Here is a 19,247-nt window from a genome sequence, read left to right on the forward strand (position 1 = left end):
AGAATAGCAATTCAAAGTAAAACCACACTTATTTTAGGGATTTTATATTAATCTAATGTGAATGGTAGAGGTTGATTATCCAATCAAAATTAACGACTTAAAATGAAATAAACTTGTTATCTATTCATGCTGTGTATGCTGATACTCTCGACTGTTTAATTGCAAATGATATTTTTCTGACAAATTAATGGACTTCGAATCATAACTTACAGTCAAAATACTTTGAGTGCGTGTGCCATAAGTTGGCATGGTCGTCTCAATATTCGATAAAGCTATCGGCTCAATATAAATAGAAGACAATGCTTGTTCAATGGCAATGTCCAATCCTGTTTTGGGCAATTTATCTATGGGCGCTTTGGTAGTGTCTGACAAAGCTGCAAAGGCGGCATCTTGCCAATACTCAAAAGCACTATTTTCGCTTATTAATGGCAGGACTTCTTGGCGCAAACGGCTGCGCAGTCGTTCAGTTTTAAACCAGCTGTCTTCTGGCTGACCATTAGAAAATACATGCAACCCTGCATAAAGTGGCGTTGGCGCATGACCACGATTATTAACAATGACCGCTTGCTGTGTATCACCAATAATAAGGTTAAAACCTCCATAATCGAGCAGATTAATTTGGTGGGCAAATGCCATCGGACTTAAATGACTGGTTAAAAAGTCAGTCACTAACTCACCACGTGAACGCTCATTATCACTTGCCTGTGCGCCATCACGAAAATTTAACACGGCTACCCAGCGTCCGTTTTGATGGTGGTACGGTTGGATTTCTTGATGAATACCGAGCCATGTACCTCCGCTCTGCTCATCTCTTCCCGCAAAAATAGGCTTGTCCGTCCACTGATGCAGAGGTTCAGTCGGACGCTGCAAAAACTCATCGCGGTTAGACAATAGTATTAATGGCAACTCATCAAACAATTGCCAAGCGATGGCGACAATACACATAAAACTCCTTAGATTTCAGACTTTCCAAAATTTCAATCTAAGATTTTAACACTAATTTATCTGTCTTTATTCTAGCGTTATTTTTGATTTCTTATCACTCAGACTTTATATAAACCACTACTCAAAATCACTTGTGACACAAAACTGCATCCATAACGAGTGTATGCCTATGGGTTGATTTTTGCTATCATGAGCACCATTCCACAATCACTTTTATGATGCCTTTATGATGATTCATCCCCAGTTTGACCCTGTAGCCTTAGCGCTTGGACCTGTCGAGGTACATTGGTACGGCTTGATGTATTTATTAGCTTTTGCTGCGGCTTATGGTCTGGCATGGTATCGCAGCACCAAGCGTGATACGTGGTCGACGGATATGGTATCCGATTTGATATTTTACGGGGCGCTTGGGGTTATCTTAGGCGGTCGCATCGGTTATGTGCTGTTTTACCAATTTGGCGAGCTGTTGCAAAATCCAGCTTATCTGCTAAAGGTTTGGGAAGGCGGTATGTCCTTTCACGGCGGATTTATTGGCGTAATGCTGGGTATGTGGCTTTTTGCGCGTAAGTATAAAAAATCGCCATTTGAAGTCTTTGATTTTGTAGTGCCCGTAGTGCCAACGGGTCTATTATTTGGTCGTATCGGCAACTATATTAATGGTGAGCTGTGGGGACGAGTGTCAGATGGCGGCTATAATTGGCTGACTTATTTTCCGCAAGCCGCGGGCGTTGATATGCAGCAACTACAAGCTAATCCGGCGCTGCAAAATTTGATGCTAGAAGTAAATGGACAATATTTACTGCCTCGTCACCCATCACAACTTTACGAAGCCTTCGCTGAAGGATTGTTATTGTTTATCTTTTTATGGTGGTATTCCTCAAAGCCACGTCCACGAATGGCAGTGACCGCTATCTTCTTATTGGGCTATGGTCTGAGCCGCTTTATCATTGAGTTTTTCCGCCAGCCAGACGTTGACCAAGGTTTTATCCTTTTAGGATGGATGACAAAAGGGCAGCTATTATCGGCACCGATGATTATTATTGGCTTCATCTTACTGATTTATGCCTATAAACGCGGTATCTACGATTGGGGTAAGCAAGGCGCTTATTAAATTCTCAGTTTCGTTAAGCCTGATAGTAATAAAGCGTTGTAATAATATCAAAGAGCACTTTTATGAAAAATAGCAAAAATGAACACGCCTATCTCGATTTGCTGCAATACGTGATGAATAACGGCACTGAAAAAGGCGACCGTACCGGAACAGGCACAATCAGCCATTTTGGGGCGCAGTTGCGCTTTAATCTAGCCGATGGTTTTCCGTTATTAACCACCAAAAAAGTGCACTTTAAATCCATTGTGTACGAATTATTATGGTTTTTAAGTGGCAGTACTCACGTTGGCTATCTACAGCAGCATAATGTGCGTATTTGGAATGAATGGGCAACCGCAGCACAAACGGCACGCTTTAATCGTGCTGAAGGGGATTTGGGTCCGATTTATGGGCATCAATGGCGTAATTATGGCGCTAGTAAAAAAGAAGACGGCAGTTATGCGGCTGATGGTGTCGATCAAATTACCGAAGTGATTCATCAAATCAAAATCAATCCCAATTCACGGCGCTTAATTGTGTCAGGCTGGAATCCTTGCGAGGCAGAACAAGTTGCATTGCCGCCTTGTCATACGCTGTTTCAGTTTTTTGTGGCAGACAATAAACTGTCTTGCCAGCTGTATCAACGCTCAGCCGATTTATTCCTAGGCGTACCGTTTAATATTGCCAGCTATGCATTATTAACGCAAATGGTGGCGCAGGTGTGCGATTTAGAAGTGGGTGAATTTATCTGGACGGGCGGAGATTGCCACATTTATCAAAACCACCGCGAACAAGTCGAATTACAGCTGACTCGCTCGCTGTATACGCTGCCCACATTGACATTAAATCCTAACGTTAAAGATATCTTTGCGTTTACTTATGAAGATATCAGCGTGGATGGCTACGAATCGCACCTCGCTATTAAAGCGCCTGTGGCAGTCTAATAACGCGTTTATATTTTAAGAGCTATTTTAAAAAAAGGTAATACCATGAGTATCAACAGCATCGAAGTGGCGCAAATTGCCGCTATTAGCCGTAATCGCTGTATCGGCAAAGGCAATGATTTACCATGGCATATCCCGACTGATTTGCAGCATTTTAAGCAACTGACCACCCAAAATAGTGATGATACCATTAAAGGTATTGTCATCATGGGACGCAAGACCTTTGAATCAATGGGTTCTAAACCACTGCCAAAGCGTATTAGTTTTATCATTACCAGCCAGCTGGATTATGCGCAGCAACAAGGGCTGATAGAAAAAAAGAATGCGCACGTGCTGCATGATTTAGCCTCTGCCCTACAGCAAGCGGCAGACTTGGCAGCAGAATTACAGTTAAAGACCATTTGGGTGATTGGTGGTGAGCGCGTGTTTAGCGAGGCGCTAAGCGTTACTGACCGCATTGAGCTGACGCATGTGGATACCGATATTGAGAATGGTGACGCATTTTATCCTGAACTACCAAACGAGTTTAAAGTCGTGGCAGAGTCTGAGCAGATACACGATGAAAAAAGTGAGCTGGATTTTAAATTTGTGACTTATCAGAAGTGACTGATTAAAAATAAAACCGCAAATCAATAATGAGTAGCGGTTTTTTCATCATCAATAACAAAAAATTATGCTGGGATACGACTTATTCATGCAACACTTTATAAATCGTATTTGCCAACACTTTACCAATCCCCGGCACGCCTGCCAATTCTTGTTGTGATGCGCCAAGTAACTGCTGCATACCACCAAAATGATTGAGTATGTCGCGGCGGCGCTTTTCACCAAGTCCCGGAATGACCTCTAACACTGAGGATGAGCGGCGTTTATCGCGCTTTTTACGATGCGCCGTAATGGCAAACCGGTGTGCCTCATCACGAATATGCATCAATAAATGCAGCGCCTTACTGTCCATGGGCAAATCAAGCGGCTCGTGATCTAAGAAATGCAACACTTCAAGACCTGCCTTACGCCCTTCGCCTTTTGCTACCCCAATCAGTAAGGTATCGCCGAGAATACCTAATTCTACTAGCACCTCTTTTGCCATACTCAGCTGACCTTTTCCGCCATCAATCAATAACAAGTCCGGTAACGGCTGTTTTTTATAACGGCGCGTGAGTACCTGTTTCATCGCCGCATAATCATCTCCACCGACAATATCATGAATGGCATATTGACGATAATCCCGCCGGCGTGAGCCACCTTGATCAAACACCACGCAACTGCCAATGGTCGCCTCACCCATGGTATGCGAAATATCAAAGCATTCGATACGATCAATCGTGCGTTCAGTCACTGACGCTAATACGTCTTTTAATGCCCCAAAACGCGCATGTAATTCTAAATAATCACCCAATTTGGTTTTAAGAGCGTTCGTTGCATTGAGCGTTGCCAAATCAAGCCACTCCGCTCGATGTTCGCGTACGCTAGTTTTAATGGTCACCTTACTACCAAAATGGGTAGCCAGTGCCTCGCTAATAGCTACTTGATCGGGCAACTGATGGCTTAGAATAATTTCAGCAGGCAAATCATCGGTAACTTGAAAATAAAACGAAGTAATAAAAGCAGATAAATTATCGGCAATCGGCTCGCTGCTATCAACGTCAGGGAAGTAATTTTTGCCACCCAAAACTCGCCCACCGCGAACCGTCAGGACGTTAACTGCGGTCATACCCGCTTGGCTGGCAATAGATATCACATCGGCTTCGCCCTCTACCGTATACACCGCTTGCTTGGCTTGCACTTCACGCAGCATAGACAGCTGATCACGATAAAATACCGCCTTTTCAAAATCTAACTCTTCCGCTGCACCTTCCATTTTGGTAATCAGCGTACTATGAATATCACTTGAATCACCCTTTAAAAAACGAATGGTATTATTCACATCTTCTGCGTAATCCTCTGCCGTCACAAAGCCTACACAAGGCGCACGGCAGCGTTTGATTTGATATTCTAAACATGGGCGTTGACGCTGTTTAAAAAAGGTATTGGTACATTGGCGCATCTGAAACATTTTTTGCATGAGTACTAAGGTTTCTTTTGCCGCATGAGCAGAGGGAAAAGGTCCAAAGAAGCGACCCTTTTGATGATTGCCTTTACCGCGCCCATAAGCCAGCCTTGGATAAGGTTTGTCCGCTGAAATGAAGACATACAGATAGGATTTATCATCACGCAGCAACACGTTATAAGGCGGACGATGTTCTTTAATGAGATTTTGCTCAAGCAATAAGGCTTCAGTTTCACTACGGGTAATGATGGTTTCAATATTATGAATCCGCGCCACTAGCGCCCGTGTTTTTGGATGGTCAATGGTCTTGGCAAAGTAGCTGTTCACACGGCTTTTCAGTGATTTTGCCTTACCAACATAGAGAATATCACCATTTTTACCGAGCATTTTATAGACACCCGGCAAATTCGGTAGACGCTGGATAAGGTGCTTTAAGCGAGCTTGCTTATCTTCTTTATCAGTAATAGCACTTGGCTTCGACACATTCACCATGGCAGACAATACTCTCAAATAATTCTGGAATGTCTTTAGTTATGGGGCAATTTCCTCCCGATTGCAAGCACAAAAAAGCCAGCGCGTGGCTGACTTTTTATCATTACTCAATTTAATAACACTTTATTAATGACGAAAATTCGGCAGCAAAGCGGGAATCCCCGGCAACATTCCGACCACAGCCATAACGCCCGTTAACACGACAAACATCACTAGAGGAATAATCCAGCGGCTCATTTTTGATAAGCTGGCACTACGCTCTTTCGAGCCAATCAACCCTAAATTATCGAGCAGTAAGGTGATTGACCAGCCAAATGCTGGGTTTACCAATGCTGATGCAAACACCACAATAGCCGCCGACTGGGTGGTTTTTCCTTCGCGTGTCATTTCCATCCCAGCTTCCAATAGCGGAATAAAAACCCCAACAATCAGCGCCACACACATGACCGGTTCCCAAATTGCCAAATCCATCGGATAACCCCAAAGACCGGCAACCACACAGAACAATGCCGTTAGCAATGCGCCCGCTGGAATCGGACGCTTGGCAATTGCCGCAGGCACGATATACGTACCCCAAGACGACGCAAAATTTGCACCACCAAGTACTGAGCCCGCAACTTGGCGAAATGAGGCGCTGACCATCGTATCATCAATATCCATCAGCACCTTTTCCGTACGTTTTGGATAGCTAATTTTTTGAAAAACCTGATGTCCCAAGAAGTCGGGTGACCACATAGCCACCGCCAAAATGGCAAACGGTAACACCACAATAAAGCTTTCAACCGTTGGTAGACCCAGCATCCAGCCCGTATTTTCGCCCCACCAATACATCGGGCTCATATGTGGTAAACCGGGTGCTGTTTTAAAGGCAAAGGGCGCACCTAAAGCAAATGCAACCCCACCGCCTAACAAACAGCTCAGCGGCACCGCAAGCCAACGCTTATTAAAATTCTCTAGTACAGCGTAGAGCACAATCGTGAGTAAAATCACCACAAAGGCAATATACGACATACCAATGCCTTCTGCCCATGTAAATAAGCTCTTCACCTGTGACGTCGTACCGATAAAGCCCAAATACAGCAGCAAACCACCACAAACACCCTTACTGGTGAGATTTGCCAGTAAACTTCCCCCTTTACTAATCGCCAGCAAGAGACCAAAAGCACCAATCAGCAAACCAAATGCCATCGGGTGACCACCTGCCGCTACTACGATAGGAATCAGCGGAATCAATGGACCATGTGTCCCAGCAAGGTTAGCTGTCGGCAGCAAAAACCCTGAAAACAGAACAATAAAGAAAGATACAATTAACAGCTCATAGCGGACATTCTCTAATACAAACGCCTCTCCTAAGCCGAGTGGTCCTGCAAAGGTTGCGGCAATAGCACCCACCATCACGACTTTACCAATGGTCGCCGCCATCGCTGGAATAGTATCTTCATACTCAAAACGATAATCACGAAATGGCAAATTGGCACGCCAACGCTTAGGCTGCATGATTTGTAATTCATGTTTAAGATAGGCATCGCGGTTTTTAAAACTGGCGCTTGGCTCATGCAACTCAGCATAGCTGCCTTGCAACTCATGGTCGTCATCGGATAAATCTAACGGCGGATTCGCCTCTAAAGCGGCTCTTTGCGGGTTACTCATCACATCTCCCTATGTCGACTGAGGTTTTCATTGCTTTGTGTGATGCCTTATTTCCGTTTGATCTTATAATCGTACAAAAAATAAGCCAAAAGACATAAATTGGCAGTTATTGTATGCTAACCATACTTTAATTGCGAGTTTTTCGCTTAAAAAGATACTTTATGTATCAATATCTTAGTTTAAATGCTTTTACTCCTTTTTAGCCAATTAAACCGCTTTTTAGCTTAATAGTAATATCAATATTTAGACGTTTAGATGCTCAATCGTATGACGGCAATATGCCAATTGATGATGTTTATAGGTCAAGATATTTGGCGATAACAAGTATGGCGAAGCATAACGCTAGCCATTTTTGCGGCGGCGCTATTAATGAATGATGAATATTGAATGTGTGTGTTATGAAGGAGTGTGTTATTAAAGAGCAGTTGATTAACAAGATAGTGACGTATGGATAGCAACACATGGACAGCAACGTATTAATAGTTATTTAATACGTCCAAACTGAACGAGTAAGCAAGATTTTTGGTTACGCTTTAAGACTGGTGCTATCTGCTATTTTTAATTATGATAGCAATCTTTTGCTCAGCCATTAGGTAATCGTAACGGTCAGAGGCAACGTCGTTCATTTGCGCCAATAACGCTGTCATCACTATTTACTATGACACTAGATACTTGTCCAATGCATCAAGCGGATACCACTGGCATGATCATCAAAAGACTAAAGGATAAAACATGAGTCTGTTACCGAAAAATTTAGAGACGCTAAGACGTAAAACCAAAAAAAGCATCATGCCCCTACTCACCCCTCATCTACTCAAGCTGCGTATCAACACCTATGCACCTTACGTTGGTGCCGGCATTAAAGTTGAACACGTTGATTTAGATCAAGGGTTGTGTGTGGTCAGTATGGGTCTTAACGCGCTTAATAAGAATATTGTGGGCACGCAGTTCGGTGGCAGCTTATACTCAATGGTCGACCCTTTTTATATGTTGATGCTCATGCACCAATTAGGCAGTACCTACGTTGTATGGGACAAAAGTTCGCATATTGAGTTTATCGCTCCCGGTAATAGTAAAGTGACGACTCGTATGAAAATTCCCAGTACCGAAATTGCAACGATTCAAGAGCTTGCAAAAGAAGGTGAACCGGTCTTTCGTGAATACACCACCGATATCGTTGATGAGCAGCAAAAAGTTATCGCGACCGTCACCAAGACTATCTATATACGCCTGCGTAAGTACAGTAAATCTAAAGAGCAGAGCAGCCGTATTGATATTATGGAAGCATAGAAAAAATTAAATGATTAAACGATTAAACGATTAAACGATTAAAATCTAAACTCTACACATACAAAAACCCCAATCTGGCATCAGCACAGATTGGGGTTTTGTCTTTTTTGGTACTACCCGCTTATTTATATGATAAACCTATGAATAAGGGCTTGTATCTGATTTTTCTTTATTGCCGAAACGCATAATATGGGCTCAGCAATAAAGTAATATTAAGCGCAATGCTTAAAACCAGATACTGGATAAAATCTAAGCGTCAGCTTTTGGCTTAACAACTTTAGGTGCACGCGGAGCAAGCTTCTCGCGGATACGTGCTGATTTACCAGAGCGCTCACGTAAGTAGTATAGTTTCGCACGGCGAACTGCGCCACGGCGTTTCACTTCAATGCTCTCAATGATGGGTGAATGCAATTGGAATGCACGTTCAACACCAACACCACTTGAAATTTTACGAACCGTAAACGCTGAGTTTAAACCGCGGTTACGTTTAGCAATAACAATGCCTTCAAAAGCCTGTAAACGCTCACGTTCGCCTTCACGTACTTTTACTTGAACGACGACAGTGTCGCCAGGACCAAAGCTTGGACGTTCAATAATTTGAGCGTTTTCAACGGCTTGAACCAATAGATGCTTGTTGCTCATGAGAGTTATCTCCTCACATTAGATAATAGAGGCTTCGCGCATATCACCTGTTTGTAATAAGTAATCATGTCTATTATTGATATCTTGTATTAATCTATCTATAACAAACACAACGTAAATGGGGTTGCAAACGGCCATTATGATATGACCTGTTTAGTATTGCTCAAAATTTTACTTATTAACTGTTTATCAAACTATGCAAGCTATTTTTTAGTGGCTTTAGCCAACGCTTTTAGCCACTTAGCTTGCTGTACACTGGGGCTGAACGCTTGCCATAAGTCAGGACGCCGTGTTTGCGTGCGCTCAACTTGTTGACTAAAGCGCCACTCGGCAATATTGGCATGGTGACCTGATAGCAGTACTTCAGGCACTGCCATACCCGCAAACTCATGCGGCTTCGTATAGTGTGGGCAGTCCAGCAAACCATCGACAAACGAGTCTTGCTCTGCTGACTTATCATCACCCATGATATCGGGCAGACGACGTATCACACTATCCATCAGCACCATCGCTGGCAGCTCACCACCGGTCAGTACGTAATCACCCAGTGACACTTCCATATCGACATATTGTGCTAATAAGCGCTCATCAATGCCTTCGTAACGACCACATAATATAATCATGCCATCATAGTCAGCCATGCTAACCACGCTATTCTCACTCAGCGTCTGCCCTTGCGGTGACATATAAATCACCGGACAGTGCGCTGCATCCATACGGCAACCGTGTTGACTTGCCCGCAAGCGTGCATCGTCAATGGCTTTAGATAATGGCTCAGCCATCATCACCATGCCAGGACCACCGCCATATGGACGTTCATCAATACGGCGATAATTGTCAGTGGTATAATCACGTGGATTAAGGCATTCAATGGTGACTTGTTCTTGAGTGATTGCACGCCCCGTAATACCAAAATCACGAATCGTTGCAAACATCTCAGGGAAAATACTAATCACGGCAAAATACATCTGGATCCCACATTAAGGCGTCTTAAGAACGACTCGTTAATAGTCGCTCTGCCATGCTACAAGTACGGTTTTGGCAGCCATATCGACTGTCACCACCGTTTGCTTATGCCACGGTATCAAACGCTCTTCACCATCTAAACTGTCTGCCGTTGATGCCACACGCATAATATCATGAGCACCCGTTGCAAACATCTCAGTGATATCACCCAGATACTCGTCTTGTTCATTCATGACCCGCATACCAACCAAATCCGACCAATAATATTCGTCTTCGTTTGGTTCTGGCAACACATCTTTTGCGACCCAAATCGTCACACCGTTCATGGTTTCAGCAACATTACGGTCTGGAACTTGCTCAAACTGAGCGACCAGTCCTGTACCTTGCTCACGCCATGCTTTAACGGTTAGTGGTTTCATACCGCTAGCTGTTTTCATCCACCACTGTTTAATATCAAATATTTCCGCATGTTCATCTGTATCGCTAAATACCCACAGCCAGCCTTTAATGCCATAAGGCTTCTTAAGCTGACCAATTTTCATAAGGGTATTGGCGTCTGGAACAGAGGACATAACGGCTAACCTGATATAAATAGCAGTAAATAATAAAGGATGGTTAAAACAAACCAACAGCGACAAACAGTTAATCGCGTATACCGGTCAGACCAGCTACGCTATGTGTTCTAAAGCCGACTAATGAACGCGGCGAACGCGCTATCAGTACTTAACAACTAAAAGTGACTGCTTAAAACTTAAGCAGTCGCTTCAGTAGTAGTTGCAGCCTTGTTGTAAGCTCTTACTAATGAAGCAACGCGGTCTGAAGGTTGTGCACCTTTAGCAATCCACGCATGATACGCTTCCATGTTTAAGCGTACTGCTTCTTCTGACTCTTTAGCGAGCGGGTTAAAAAAGCCAATGTTTTCGATGTAGCGACCATCACGCGCGCGGCGTTGATCAGCAACAACAACTTGATAAAACGGGCGTTTCTTGGCACCGCCCCGTGCTAAACGAATAACAACCATGTGAATTCTCTCTTTCGCAGGTATACCAAAAAGGGCATAATTATACCATAGTTTTATTTTATTGAAAATATAAAACATGTTTATTTAATTATTTTATAACAAGGGCTTAAAGAAGATTAAGTGAAAAATAAGGTCAATAATTATTACGCTGTATTTAGTAAAATTGTGGTCAAAATCTCTCCTACCGTAATGCTGATAAAACATACTGATAACACGAATACCAAGCGTGCACCCATAGCGCATTGAGAGCGATTACACTATACTTTATGGCATACCTGTAAGAGTAAATCATACTAATGACGACACCACCCTTACCCACGCGCCGTAATAGCGGGTCTACACTGTCTTATTCTAATAGCTGGCTGACGACTTTAATGGTCGCATTTATTGTTATCATCAGTGTAGGAATAACGATTTGGTTTTTTTGGCGTAGTTTCTATTTGCCAGAATTAAAAACGCATGCGCGTTATTTGACTAGTGAGCTACAGCTGACCAGTAGTGTAAAAAGAGACTGGCGGAACAATCCTGAAATACGCCAGTGGGTCTATCAGCATTCACATGTGACCGTAATCGACAATCCCAATGAGTTTCCAGAGGTTGAGGACAAGGCTTTTGTGGGAATTTTTACGGATGTCTTACAGCGTGAAATTAGCGCACAACTGGGTCGTCCAGTTAAAGTTTATTTTAAATTTAAGCCTACCCCGCAGCTGTGGGTACAAGATAGCCGCGACAGTAGTTTTTGGATTCGTGAGTCGGTGGTTTATTATTCACAATATAGTCCAACCTTATTAATATTATTTTTATTTGGGCTGCCGATATTGACGCTGCTGACCATTATTTTACTTGCGCAACAGCTCAACCGTCCGTTACGCCATTTACAACGTGCCGCTAATAATTATATTCGTCTTGGTCATGCAACGACTTTACCTACGCACAAGGGTCCTACTGAGATACGTCAGGTAAATATGGCGTTTAATCAAATGTTTACCACGCTTAATCAAGCGCAAAAAGAACGAACTATCATGCTAGCGGGCATTTCACATGATTTGCGCACACCGCTTACCCGTATGCGCCTAACCGCAGAGATGCTACCGGACGATTTTTTTCGCGAAGGGTTGATCTATGATATCGAGGATATGGATGCCATCTTGGAGCAGTTTATCTCATTTATGAAAGATGGCTCTGATGAACCGGTGAGCTTGACCAATTTAGAGGTAATTTTTAATGAAATTATGGTGCAATTTGCGCCAATGAAGTTTGTTTATCAGTCAGAATGTCATAAGGCTGTACCCGTACGTCCGCTCTCGATTAAACGCTTAATTATCAATCTGGTGAACAATGCCAATCGTTATGGAAAACCACCGATTTATCTGTCTACCACCATAGTGCCAACAGTCGTAGAAACGGCTATTGCAGAAGATAATATCGTTAGTGAAAATGCGGTCAATAAAGAGGCCCAAGAGCAGCTGATAATCTGTGTGCGCGATTGTGGTGACGGTGTAGCAGAAGATCAATTAGAGCGTATTATGCAGCCCTTTGAGCGTGGCGAAACCGCACGCACCACCCAAGGTAGTGGACTTGGTTTGGCAATTGTGAACCGTATTGCGCGATTACATCATGGTACCGTTGAGGCCATTAATCATCCTGATGGCGGCTTGCAGGTCTGTGTACGCATTCCCTTAATCTCTAAAGTTGAGGGTGAAGACCTAGAACGCATAGCAAGCACAGAAGACATTGATGTTTAGTCATTACAAGCGCCCACTCATACCATAGAATAAAAGACAAAACTGCGATACGGTGGATAAAAGAATAAGGGGTTAGCGATCTGCCTATTAAGATTAAAATTGCAAATAAGCACTCTTAATCTTTGCTACCGATTAGCGGTGGAATGTGGACAGCGCTATTGGTAAAAGCTAACGGCTCAATCAACTCGGCTTGTGCCATTTTTACACTATGAGTCGCTGTCGGCTGCTGAACGAAAAGATAATAGCCCAGCGTGAGGGCATTTAATATCACTAATCCGCCAAATAAATATGGCATGCTCTACCTTCCTATTTTTTGAAATGATATGAATGTTAACATACGCGCTTAACGCTTATCAGGATGTCCTAGCCTAGTACAACCCTTTATCAACTAAACGTTCGGTCACTTTTTTCTTGGGTAATTTGATCCGCGGCAATCGTTTGAGTCAATGGTTTGACAGGCCATGTCATGGTGAAACGAGCACCACCAAGATTCGGACTTTCATCCACACTCATACTGCCACTAAACCAAAAGGCAATCCGTGACACAATCGACAGTCCTAGTCCGTAACCACCCGACGCGCGTGTCCGGCTGTCATCTAAGCGCGAAAAGGGAATAAATACTTTTTCGCGATCCGCTTCTGGAATACCTTGTCCATCATCCTCAACGCACACAAAAGCGTTGCCTTTCTTGACGCCAGCGCTAATAATAATGGTGGTTTCAGCATAGCGCAGCGCATTACCCGCAAGGTTTTGAATCACGCGGTGCAAATAGCGACGATCAGCTATTGCGGTCACTTTTGAGCTTGGCGGATTGCCAACGATTTTGATATCTTTACCTAAAGCATTGGTCTCACGCACGATTTGCTCAATCAGTTCTTTAAAATTTACAGGTTCTAAATCTAATTTTGGCGAACCTTCTTCAAGCTTCGCATAAGTTAACATCTCATCAATCAGACCATTAAGCGCCTCAATATCTTCATCGATATAATCACGCTGCGTGAAGCGCGATTCTTCGTCATCCGTATCGGCAAGCATATCCACTGCAAAGCGAATACGTGCGACGGGCGTACGCAGCTCATGTGATACCGCCCGCGTTAGCTCGCGCTGCGACTCAATCAGGCGTTTAATATGCGACGTCATCGCATTAAAAGTCGCTGATAATCGGGCGATTTCATCTTGACCAATGACTTGAACTTGACTGTCTAGGTTGCCTTGGCTCACCTCATTGACACCCACTTGAATCAATTGTAATTTACGTTCAAGCGGGAAAATCAGAGCATAAACGCCTAAGCTGATCAAAAACATACTAATCAGAATCATACTGACAATTAAATTTAGCGGGAACCAGTTAAATAAAGGTACAGGTCCCATTAAAATTGCCATGCCACTGATTTCTGAGGGCACAACCACTCGGATAGAGGAATCACTTTGGCTGGTACTTGTGTCTTGAAACAAAATTACGATTTCATCACGGCGTAAGCGTGCAAGCTGGTCACTGTCGAGGTTAAGCTCATTCACCCCTTCTAACGCTAACGGGAAAGGAAACTTTTTTTCTAGCTCGGCAAGACGCGCACGCTTAGCGGATAGCGTTGTATAATAAGACATATCATCTAATAAGAATACCGACATGGCACGCACTTGCTGTTCAGTAACTTGTGATACCTTAACGGTTAACACACTCTCGCCATCTGGCATACGGTGATAAACATCAGCATAGTTTTGTTGGCTAACATAGCGCACGACTGTTTCATCTCTATCAAAACGACGAAGCTCATTGGCGCTAAAATTAACCTCTTTAATCGGTATAATACGAAAGGTTGAGCCGAATAAACTACTGGCATCAGATAACCAGTATTCGCGTTGGCTTTCACTATCTTGACGTGCGATACCCTCAGCAACCAAGTAAAAAGCACCCGTGGCCATATTTTCACGGTATGACTGTACGCGTTCCTTATTAATCGTATCCATCAATAACTGCGCAAATAACGCCACACATAAGCAGACAATTAAGAGCCCAGCATAGATGCGAACAAAAATACTGTGTTTTAAAGAAGAAACTAATGACATACGTGCCGTGACCAAATTTGTTGAGTTATGAGTTACCGGATAATGAAAAGCGACTACTTAAATAAACATTCAGCGCTTTGGCTTCATCGCACAATTAAACCACATAACGCTGACTATAAGGCTAAAAACTTAAAATTTATCCACAAAAAAACCAGCATCACGCTGGTTCTTTATGTTTTACAAATAGCTATCAATACATCAACAATACTTTGGTAGACTTAGTTACCTTCTTTTACGAATAAATAGCCTTTACTGCGTACGGTTTTAATACGTTTTGGGTTCTCTGGATCATCACCAATTTTTGGACGAATACGCGAGATACGTACGTCAATCGAGCGATCTTGACCATCATACTCAATACCACGTAGACGCTCAAAGATATCTTCGCGCGATAAAATACGACCAGCATTCGAAGCAAGAAGCCACAATAAGTCATATTCAGCGCTGGTGAAATCAACCAACTCTTCGCCAAGCATGACCGAACGACCACCATTATCAATAATCAATTCGCCGAACTCTAAACGCTGAGGCACATCTTCTGATGGGGCATTTTCAGAGCGGCGTAATAACGCACGAATACGAGCAAGCAACACACGTGGCTGAGCAGGCTTAGCGACATAATCATCCGCACCCATCTCTAAACCCAATACTTGGTCCATATCTTCAGTACGAGCCGTCAGCATCAAAATAGGATTTTGATAATGTGGGCGCACTTCACGACATACGGTTAAACCATCGCTACCAGGAAGCATGACATCGAGTACTACTAAATCTGGCTGTTCATTCACGATACGGCGAATAGCACGATTACCGTCCGTTTCAATCGCTACTTCTAAACCATTTTTGACCAAATAGTCTTGGGTCAACATCGCTAGACGCTCATCATCCTCAACAATTAGGATTCGAGGGGTGTTATCGTCTTCGTTCATTGTCATTGTGATATCCTCTAATGTATAAAATCGAGATAAGAAAAAGTTAATCGTCTAATAAAGTAGAACAAGTCATGTTCATATAGATGGTATAAATGTGGTAGCACAGTATACTATCAAACACGCAACTTCCTATACTATAGCCTATTGCTGTTAACAAAACCTATAAACAACACCGACTAAAACGTTAGTTTACGTCCGTTACTGGTCATTATTACTGCAATAAATAATGATAACGCTAATCACGCTTCTATCTCTTATTGATTTATTTTGGTTTATAAATTTATTTGTAAAAAAATGGTCAATGATAATATAACCAAATAGTCGTCATCACGCTAGTCTCTTTCTATTCTCTTTGTGACTTTCTATTTAGCATCCTATAAAACAACCATGCGCACATGGAATATTAATGAATACGTTTAAAGTAGGTTGAAGCAACATTGATTAGACAATAAAAAAACAGCCCGTAATGGGCTGTTTTTTTATTGCAATTAAGCTATCACTCAAAAATTCTAAAGCGGATAAGCTTAGGCGCGGTTTTTGAACTTACGAATCGTCTGTAACTGCGCCACTGACTCTGCTAATGAGGCTAGAGCTACGTTAGTTTGCAGAGTATCAGATTGATTGACGAGCATTTGCTCTGCTTTTTTGCGTGCTTCGACGATTTTGCTTTCGTCAAGGTTATGTGCACGCATTGCCGTATCAGCTAGTACAGTAACCATCTTCGGTTGAACTTCTAACACACCACCTGATACATAGATAACGATTTCTTCACCATCTGGTGTTTGTACGCGCATTGGACCCGGTTTTAGCAAAGTAATGAGCGGAGTATGGCCTGGTAACACACCAACTTCACCCTCGCTACCAGTCGCAATCAACATACTGATTTCGCCTGAGTATAGCTCTTCACGGGCACTTACGACGCGACATTGAAACGTTGCCATCCCTCTCTCCTTACTATTTCAGCAGTTATAAAACGGTAATGCGAACCAGTAAACGGCTTAATAAACAGCAATTTACTGATTCGTGCCTAACGATGTCTATTACGCTGCAGAAGCTTTCATTTTTTCTGCTTTAGCAACAACTTCATCAATACCACCTGCCATGTAGAACGCTTGCTCTGGTAGGTCATCGTATTCACCAGCGATGATAGCTTTAAAGCTGGCGATGGTGTCACGTAATGATACATATTTACCAGGTGCGCCGGTGAATACTTCTGCTACGTGGAATGGCTGTGATAAAAAGCGCTGAATTTTACGCGCGCGATAAACGACTAATTTATCTTCTTCTGATAACTCATCCATACCCAAAATAGCAATGATGTCTTTTAGTTCTTTATAACGCTGTAGAACCTCCTGAACACCACGAGCAACGTTGTAATGCTCTTCGCCAATCACTTGTGGATCAAGCTGACGTGAGGTTGAATCGAGTGGATCAACCGCAGGATAAATACCTTGTGACGCGATATCACGACTCAGTACCACAGTTGCATCTAAGTGAGCAAAGGTAGTCGCAGGTGATGGATCGGTCAAGTCATCCGCAGGTACATATACCGCTTGCACAGAAGTAATAGATCCTGATTGCGTAGAAGTAATACGCTCTTGCAGCATACCCATCTCTTCAGCAAGTGTTGGCTGATAACCAACCGCTGATGGCATACGACCTAGTAGTGCTGATACTTCCGTACCGGCTAGCGTATAGCGGTAGATGTTATCAACGAACAATAGAACGTCGCGACCTTTACCAGTAGCAGGATCTTTGGTATCACGGAAGTATTCAGCCATGGTTAAACCAGACAGCGCAACACGTAAACGGTTACCCGGTGGCTCATTCATCTGACCATATACCATCGCTACTTTAGATTTGCTAAAGTCTTCGGTATTAACAACGCCTGCTTCTTGCATTTCGTGATAGAAGTCATTACCTTCACGCGTACGCTCACCAACGCCTGCAAATACTGACAAGCCTTCGTGTTTCAGCGCGATATTGTTAATCAGTTCCATCATGTTAACGGTTTTACCAACACCCGCACCACCGAACAAACCAACTTTACCACCTTTCGCAAACGGGCATAATAAATCGATTACTTTAATACCAGTCTCTAACAATTCAGTGCTGTTTGATTGTTCTGCATAGCTTGGTGCTTCACGGTGAATCGACCATTTAGCATCCGCAACTACTGGACCTTCTTCATCAATAGGACGACCTAGCACATCCATGATACGACCAAGCGTACCAATACCTACTGGCACAGAAATTGGACCGCCAGTATTCGTAACGGGTAGGTTACGTTTTAGACCTTCAGTTGAACCCATGGCAATCGTACGTACGATGCCATCGCCGAGCTGTTGCTGTACTTCTAGAGTGGTTTCAGTGCCATCTACTTGTAAGGCATCATAAATCTGAGGTACTTCGTTACGGTTGAACTCAACGTCAAGAACCGCGCCAATAATCTGTACAATACGACCGCTACTCATTGCGTTCTCCATGATCTTCTATATATAGGGGGTGTCAATTATGAAACAGCGGCAGCACCGCCAACGATTTCCGAAATTTCTCGGGTAATCGCCGCTTGACGCAGCTTGTTATAAACCAACTGTAAATCGTTAATGAGGTCACCAGCATTATCTGTTGCTGCTTTCATCGCAACCATACGCGACGACTGCTCAGAGGCAATGTTTTCCATTACCGCTTGATACACAATCGACTCAATATAGCGCCCCAGCAGACCATCAATCAACGTTTTGATATCAGGCTCATAGATATAATCCCAGCTCAACTCAGTCTGTATGCCACTGTTTTCCTCATTCAGTGTACCTTCTGGTAGCGGCACTAATTGAGTAATAGTTGGCTTTTGAGTCATCGCATTAATAAACTGATTATACACCACATAAATGCGGTCAATTTTGCCCTCATTATAATCGTCTAACATTGCTTGAACGGGAGCGTTTAGCTGCTCAAAGGTTGGGTTATCGCCATAATCTGTAATCGCTGAGGTCACTTTACCACCAAAGCTTTTAAAGAAGCTGACACCTTTAGAACCAATAACTGCAAATTCAGCGTGTACAGACTGGTCTTGGTAGCTCTTAATATTTTTGCTTAATGCTTTAAATAAATTAATATTCAAGCCACCAGCAAGTCCGCGGTCAGAGGTGATAACGATGTAACCCACCTTATTAACTGGACGCGCTTCCATATACGGGTGTTTATAATCAGATGAAGCATGCACCAAATGCGAGATAACCCGGCGCATACTATCAGCATACGGGCGCCCCACAACCATGCGCTCTTGGGCACGGCGCATTTTACTCGCAGCAACCATTTGCATGGCGCGGGTAATTTTCTGGGTGCTTTGAATACTGGTGACTTTGGCACGTATTTCTTTTAAGTTTGCCATAATGATTCCAATATAGAGG

General features: G+C 43.1%; 18 protein-coding genes. 5 read left to right on the forward strand and 13 right to left on the reverse strand.

Annotated features, from left to right (window positions below; genetic code table 11):
• Positions 1–120: 120 nt before the first annotated feature.
• Positions 121–945: an NRDE family protein gene (locus AOC03_RS05610; RefSeq protein WP_062534094.1), complete on the reverse strand. Its 825-nt coding sequence runs from the start codon at positions 943–945 to the stop codon at positions 121–123.
• 226 nt (positions 946–1,171) lie between these two features.
• On the opposite strand from AOC03_RS05610, the gene lgt reads away from it, so the two are divergent.
• The 3 genes from lgt (at position 1,172) to AOC03_RS05625 (ending at position 3,585) form a co-directional block, all read left to right on the forward strand.
• Positions 1,172–2,056, forward strand: a complete 885-nt coding sequence (lgt, locus tag AOC03_RS05615) for a prolipoprotein diacylglyceryl transferase (RefSeq protein ID WP_062534097.1) — start codon at positions 1,172–1,174, stop codon at positions 2,054–2,056.
• Between the two features lie 62 nt (positions 2,057–2,118).
• Positions 2,119–2,979 carry a thymidylate synthase gene (locus tag AOC03_RS05620; RefSeq protein WP_062534100.1) on the forward strand — a complete coding sequence of 287 codons (861 nt, stop codon included), beginning with the start codon at positions 2,119–2,121 and terminating at the stop codon, positions 2,977–2,979.
• Positions 2,980–3,024: 45 nt separating this feature from the next.
• A complete protein-coding gene (locus AOC03_RS05625; RefSeq protein ID WP_062534101.1) occupies positions 3,025–3,585 on the forward strand; it encodes a dihydrofolate reductase in 561 nt (186 codons plus the stop codon).
• A gap of 82 nt (positions 3,586–3,667) precedes the next feature.
• On the opposite strand, the gene uvrC is transcribed toward AOC03_RS05625, so the two are convergent.
• Positions 3,668–5,521: an excinuclease ABC subunit UvrC gene (gene uvrC / locus AOC03_RS05630; RefSeq protein ID WP_062534105.1), complete on the reverse strand. Its 1,854-nt coding sequence runs from the start codon at positions 5,519–5,521 to the stop codon at positions 3,668–3,670.
• A 126-nt stretch (positions 5,522–5,647) separates the two neighbouring features.
• Positions 5,648–7,171: a DUF3360 family protein gene (locus AOC03_RS05635; RefSeq protein ID WP_062534107.1), complete on the reverse strand. Its 1,524-nt coding sequence runs from the start codon at positions 7,169–7,171 to the stop codon at positions 5,648–5,650.
• Between the two features lie 732 nt (positions 7,172–7,903).
• Here AOC03_RS05635 and AOC03_RS05640 point away from each other — a divergent pair.
• Complete coding sequence (locus tag AOC03_RS05640) at positions 7,904–8,461, forward strand: DUF4442 domain-containing protein (protein ID WP_084785780.1); 558 nt, start codon at positions 7,904–7,906, stop codon at positions 8,459–8,461.
• A gap of 249 nt (positions 8,462–8,710) precedes the next feature.
• Here the strand turns inward: AOC03_RS05640 and rplS are convergent, their stop codons facing one another.
• From rplS to rpsP, 4 genes are all read right to left on the reverse strand, one after another.
• Positions 8,711–9,103: a 50S ribosomal protein L19 gene (rplS, locus tag AOC03_RS05645; RefSeq protein ID WP_062534109.1), complete on the reverse strand. Its 393-nt coding sequence runs from the start codon at positions 9,101–9,103 to the stop codon at positions 8,711–8,713.
• Between the two features lie 203 nt (positions 9,104–9,306).
• Positions 9,307–10,071 (reverse strand): tRNA (guanosine(37)-N1)-methyltransferase TrmD, encoded by a 765-nt coding sequence (gene trmD / locus AOC03_RS05650; protein WP_062534111.1) that lies wholly within the window; start codon positions 10,069–10,071, stop codon positions 9,307–9,309.
• Between the two features lie 36 nt (positions 10,072–10,107).
• Positions 10,108–10,641 (reverse strand): ribosome maturation factor RimM, encoded by a 534-nt coding sequence (rimM, locus tag AOC03_RS05655; RefSeq protein WP_062534113.1) that lies wholly within the window; start codon positions 10,639–10,641, stop codon positions 10,108–10,110.
• A gap of 179 nt (positions 10,642–10,820) precedes the next feature.
• Complete coding sequence (gene rpsP / locus AOC03_RS05660; RefSeq protein ID WP_062534115.1) at positions 10,821–11,090, reverse strand: 30S ribosomal protein S16; 270 nt, start codon at positions 11,088–11,090, stop codon at positions 10,821–10,823.
• 296 nt (positions 11,091–11,386) lie between these two features.
• Here rpsP and AOC03_RS05665 point away from each other — a divergent pair, with 296 nt between their 5' ends.
• On the forward strand, positions 11,387–12,835 hold the full coding sequence (locus tag AOC03_RS05665; protein WP_062534117.1) for an ATP-binding protein: 1,449 nt from the start codon (positions 11,387–11,389) through the stop codon (positions 12,833–12,835).
• Between the two features lie 115 nt (positions 12,836–12,950).
• On the opposite strand, the gene AOC03_RS05670 is transcribed toward AOC03_RS05665, so the two are convergent.
• From AOC03_RS05670 to atpG, 6 genes are all read right to left on the reverse strand, one after another.
• Positions 12,951–13,130 carry a hypothetical protein gene (locus AOC03_RS05670; protein WP_062534120.1) on the reverse strand — a complete coding sequence of 60 codons (180 nt, stop codon included), beginning with the start codon at positions 13,128–13,130 and terminating at the stop codon, positions 12,951–12,953.
• Between the two features lie 89 nt (positions 13,131–13,219).
• Positions 13,220–14,902, reverse strand: coding sequence for an ATP-binding protein (locus AOC03_RS05675; RefSeq protein ID WP_062534122.1), 1,683 nt, complete (start codon positions 14,900–14,902; stop codon positions 13,220–13,222).
• A gap of 218 nt (positions 14,903–15,120) precedes the next feature.
• Positions 15,121–15,831, reverse strand: coding sequence for a response regulator (locus AOC03_RS05680; protein ID WP_062536526.1), 711 nt, complete (start codon positions 15,829–15,831; stop codon positions 15,121–15,123).
• Between the two features lie 527 nt (positions 15,832–16,358).
• Positions 16,359–16,775: a F0F1 ATP synthase subunit epsilon gene (locus AOC03_RS05685; RefSeq protein WP_062534124.1), complete on the reverse strand. Its 417-nt coding sequence runs from the start codon at positions 16,773–16,775 to the stop codon at positions 16,359–16,361.
• Between the two features lie 99 nt (positions 16,776–16,874).
• Positions 16,875–18,308: a F0F1 ATP synthase subunit beta gene (gene atpD, locus AOC03_RS05690; protein WP_062534126.1), complete on the reverse strand. Its 1,434-nt coding sequence runs from the start codon at positions 18,306–18,308 to the stop codon at positions 16,875–16,877.
• A gap of 38 nt (positions 18,309–18,346) precedes the next feature.
• Positions 18,347–19,228 carry a F0F1 ATP synthase subunit gamma gene (atpG, locus tag AOC03_RS05695; RefSeq protein ID WP_062534128.1) on the reverse strand — a complete coding sequence of 294 codons (882 nt, stop codon included), beginning with the start codon at positions 19,226–19,228 and terminating at the stop codon, positions 18,347–18,349.
• Positions 19,229–19,247 lie beyond the last annotated feature (19 nt).

The organism is Psychrobacter urativorans, assembly GCF_001298525.1.
In the GTDB taxonomy this organism is placed as follows: domain Bacteria; phylum Pseudomonadota; class Gammaproteobacteria; order Pseudomonadales; family Moraxellaceae; genus Psychrobacter; species Psychrobacter urativorans_A.